Source organism: Aquiflexum sp. (assembly GCF_977115555.1).
On record NZ_CDSBKL010000358.1, the window covers coordinates 1 to 4,169 of the forward strand.

General features: G+C 40.0%; 4 protein-coding genes and 1 pseudogene. All 5 read left to right on the forward strand.

The window, feature by feature from the left end; translation table 11 throughout:
* Positions 1–98: 98 nt before the first annotated feature.
* Positions 99–1,058 carry a YheT family hydrolase gene (locus ACZFYI_RS16575; protein ID WP_462525241.1) on the forward strand — a complete coding sequence of 320 codons (960 nt, stop codon included), beginning with the start codon at positions 99–101 and terminating at the stop codon, positions 1,056–1,058.
* A 20-nt stretch (positions 1,059–1,078) separates the two neighbouring features.
* A complete protein-coding gene (locus ACZFYI_RS16580) occupies positions 1,079–1,777 on the forward strand; it encodes an SOS response-associated peptidase (protein WP_462525242.1) in 699 nt (232 codons plus the stop codon).
* Entirely contained in the window at positions 1,777–2,679 is a 903-nt protein-coding gene (locus ACZFYI_RS16585) for an MBL fold metallo-hydrolase (protein WP_462525243.1), read from the forward strand. Before ACZFYI_RS16580 ends, ACZFYI_RS16585 begins: the two co-directional genes overlap by 1 nt.
* 141 nt (positions 2,680–2,820) lie before the next feature.
* On the forward strand, positions 2,821–3,819 hold the full coding sequence (locus ACZFYI_RS16590; RefSeq protein ID WP_462525244.1) for a 3-oxoacyl-ACP synthase III family protein: 999 nt from the start codon (positions 2,821–2,823) through the stop codon (positions 3,817–3,819).
* Positions 3,820–3,823: 4 nt separating this feature from the next.
* Positions 3,824–4,169, forward strand: a pseudogene (locus ACZFYI_RS16595) (hypothetical protein); the annotation flags it as partial.

Genomic DNA, 4,169 nt, shown 5'->3' on the forward strand with positions numbered 1-4,169 from the left:
TTAATCCTTTTCAATCAAGCTTATAAAATGTCTTAATTCAAATTTAATAGTAGTATTTTCAGGTTTGATAAGTTCGGAATTGATGATTTTGTTTGAAAATGCCTGTTGTTAAAAAAACAGATTACGAGTATCCAAAATGGCTTTTTAATGGTCATTTACAGACCATAATCCCAAGTTTGTTTAGGGACACACACTCCTTACCTTTTGAAAGAGAAAGGGTTACTACCCCCGACGGGGATTTCTTGGACTTGGATTGGCTGAGAAATTCTTCCCCCAATCTTGTCATTATCAGTCATGGTTTGGAAGGAAACAGTCAGCGTCCTTATATGACAGGAATGGCGAGACATTTTTTTTCAAATGGATTTGACGTCCTCAACTGGAATTTTCGCGGATGCAGTGAGGAATTAAACAACAAACCGATTTTCTACCATTCCGGAGCCACATATGATCTGGATTTTGTGGTTTCGCATGCATCTGTTCAATATGAATCTGTTTACCTTATCGGTTTCAGTCTGGGCGGAAATCTGACTTTGAAATATCTTGGAGAAAAAAGAGACAGAAGCTCGAAAATCAAAAAAGGGATTGCCATTTCTGTTCCGCTGCATTTGGAATCCGCCTGCATCAAAATCTCTACGGGAGAAAATATTGTATATGCAAAACGTTTTTTGAAGACGCTTAAAGAAAAAGTTGTCAAAAAAGCATTGAAATTTCCCGATGAAATCCCGACAGGGATTTTGAGAAAAATCAAAACCTTACAGGATTTTGATGACCATTATACAGGTCCTCTGCATGGTTTTGATGATGCACACGATTATTATGAGCAGAATTCGGCCTTGTATTTCTTGGAAAATATTGAAATACCTGCACTGATTCTAAATGCCCAAAATGACCCTTTCCTGAGTGACAGGTGTTTTCCCATTTCCCAAGGAAGAAAGTTGGATCAGGTATGGATGGATTTTCCAAAATATGGAGGTCATGTTGGCTTTAGTCCGAGAAAGAAGGCCGATATTTATTGGTCCGAAAAAAGGGCATTTGAATTTATCACAGGAGATCAGTAATTTTCAGAAAAACCATTACCATGTGCGGCAGATATTCCCTCAGCAAAAGTAAAATTGAATTGGAAGAAAGATTTCAGGCAGAGATGTTGGTCGATTTCAAACCACGGTACAACATAGCACCGACCCAGCTTGTGCCTGTCATCACCTCAGAAAGCCCAAAAGGTTTTTCATTTTTCTATTGGGGTATCACACCGGATTTTGCCAAAAACAAACCAGTGTCACAGAAATTCATCAATGCCAAAGCGGAAACGGTAAATGAAAAAATTTCTTTCAAGTCTTCTTTTGAAAAGAGAAGATGCCTGGTTCCCGCGGATGGTTTTTATGAATGGAAAAAACTTGGAAAGAAAACCAAAGTCCCCTACCGCTTTACTTTTGCAAATAATGAGGCTTTTTCCTTTGCAGGAATATGGGAGGAATATGAAAACGAAAAGGGAGAAATCAACCATACCTTTTTGATATTGACCACTGAGCCTAACAGACTTGTAGCAGAAGTTCATGACCGAATGCCTGTTATTCTAAAAAAGGAAGATGAGAAAAAGTGGCTTGATAAATACAGTTCTGAGGAAAATCTTCTTCAGATGCTAAAAACCTATTCTGCCGATGATATGCTGAGCTATACCGTATCGCCTTTGGTAAATCAGGTCAATAACGACAGTCCAGGAATTATCCGTAAAACATCCCCAATGGATCAATTTGGCAATTACACTTTATTCGGATGATGGAAAAAATTAAAATTATTGACCTTTTTTTTCAAAACACCAAAGATGCCATCGCGAGTTTTTTGGTAGAAACCTCAGACGGACCCATTCTTATTGAAACGGGGCCTGCAAGTACATTTGACCAATTAAGCCGTGGGATTTCTAAGTACGGTTATATGCTGGAGGAGATCAAGCATGTACTTTTGACCCATATTCATTTTGACCATGCAGGAGCCGCATGGAAACTAGCCGAAGCGGGAGCAAAAATCTATGTCCATCCTTTTGGTGCTCCGCATTTGGCTTCTCCAGAAAAGCTTTGGAATTCAGCCTCCCAAATTTATGGTGATGACATGGATAGGCTTTGGGGAAAAATGAAGCCTATTCCCGCTAGCCAATTAATTGAAGTCGCTGACGGGCAAGAACTTGAATTCGGAACAACAAAAATCAAATCCCTCCATACTCCTGGACATGCAGTCCACCATATTGCCTGGAAGATGGGAGAGATCATTTTTACAGGAGACGTAGCGGGAGTGAAAATTGACGGAGGTCCTGTGATGCCACCCTGTCCTCCCCCTGACATCAATCTGGAAGCCTGGAAGAAGTCTCTTGCCATCATCAAAGGCGAAAAGCCAAAAGAACTTTATCTTACCCATTTTGGTATAATCGATGCCGTCGATTTCCATTTAGATGAACTGTCTTATATGTTAGACGATTGGGCTTCATGGATCAAACCATATTTTGAAAAAAATGTAAACCAATCCGAGGTAGTACCACTTTTTATGGAATATTCAAAATCCCAATTTTTGAAGGAAGGCTGTACTAAAGAGATTATCCAAATCTACGAATATGCCAATCCAAGCTGGATGTCAGTAGCAGGACTTTACCGCTATTGGAAACTAAAAGAGCAAGGAAGACTGAAGTAATCACTGATTATCTCCTTTCGTGTATGATTTGCTTCGTATTTTACCCTTTAGGGAGTGTTTTTTGGTATTCAAAAAAGGAAGTGGGATATTTGCTTCCACCAATAAAGCGAATTCCTCCTGAACCCAAATTCTTCTATAGCCATGTACAAATCCAAAATAACCGGAGTAGGACATTATGTCCCTGATAGAGTCATCACCAATGAGTATCTATCCACTATCATGGATACCAATGACGCATGGATCGTAGAAAGGACAGGAATCCATGAGAGACGCTGGTTTACACCAGGCAAAGACACCTTGGCAAGCATGTCAGTCAATGCCTCAAAAATGGCTTTGGAAAGAGCGGGTTTGACCAATAAGGACATTGATTTTATCATTTTTGCAACAATCACTCCTGATTATTTTCTTCCGGGAGAAGGGGTATTGTTACAAAGGGAACTCGGGATGCAGGGAATAGGAGCATTGGACATTAGGAATGCCTGCTCAGGATTTATCTATGCACTTTCTATCGGAGATCAATTTATCAAAACAGGGATGTACAAAAACATTCTCGTTGTCGGAGGAGAGATACAATCCTCTGCCTTGGACAAAAGTGATGAAGGCAGATCGAGTGCTGTTATTTTTGCTGATGGTGCAGGAGCCGTAGTATTAAGTCGTTCCAATTCAGAAAAATCCGGAATTCTTTCCACCCACCTTCATGCTGACGGAGACCATGCAGAAGAGCTATACTGTTCCTCTCCGAGCAGTTGTCAGGAGGTAAGGATTTCAACAGAAATGATAGACAGAGGTGACTTTTTTCTCAAAATGAACGGCAACGCAGTTTTTAAACATGCAGTAGTACGTTTTTCTGAAGTGATAAATGAGGCTCTTGAAGCCAATGGCAAGGACAAATCTGATATTGACCTATTGGTCCCACATCAAGCCAACCTGAGAATCAGCAATTACATCCAACAAAAACTAGGGTTGCCTGACGAAAAGGTATTCAACAATATCATGTATTACGGCAACACTACAGCAGGTACCATACCCATTGCTCTGAGCGAAGCTTTTGAGCAGGGAAGATTGAAAGAAGGGGATTTGGTTTGTTTGGCAGCATTCGGCAGTGGGTTTACTTGGGCTTCGGCTTTGTTGAATTGGTGAGAAAATGTCAGAAGTGAACTTTGATCTTGAATTATTGGCAAACAATTCCCTTTTCCAAAAGATCAAGGAGCAGACAAATTTAATTGAAGGTTTGTTTCATGGACTTGCAAATGACTTCCCCCAAAGTGAACTTCTGCAGCTACATCCCAATTCCAAGGGAACAAAAATCTCCAAAGGATATAACTTAGAAAAAGCTCCTTATCAAGTATTGGATCTCATCAGGGATTTTGATGAAGAGTCCGGATTCAATATCCGTGTTTTGAATTGGTGGGGACATGGACTATATATCTTTGTTTATTTTGGGAGTGTTTCATCCCAAAAGTACAAAAAGTTGATTTTAGAATTGGAGA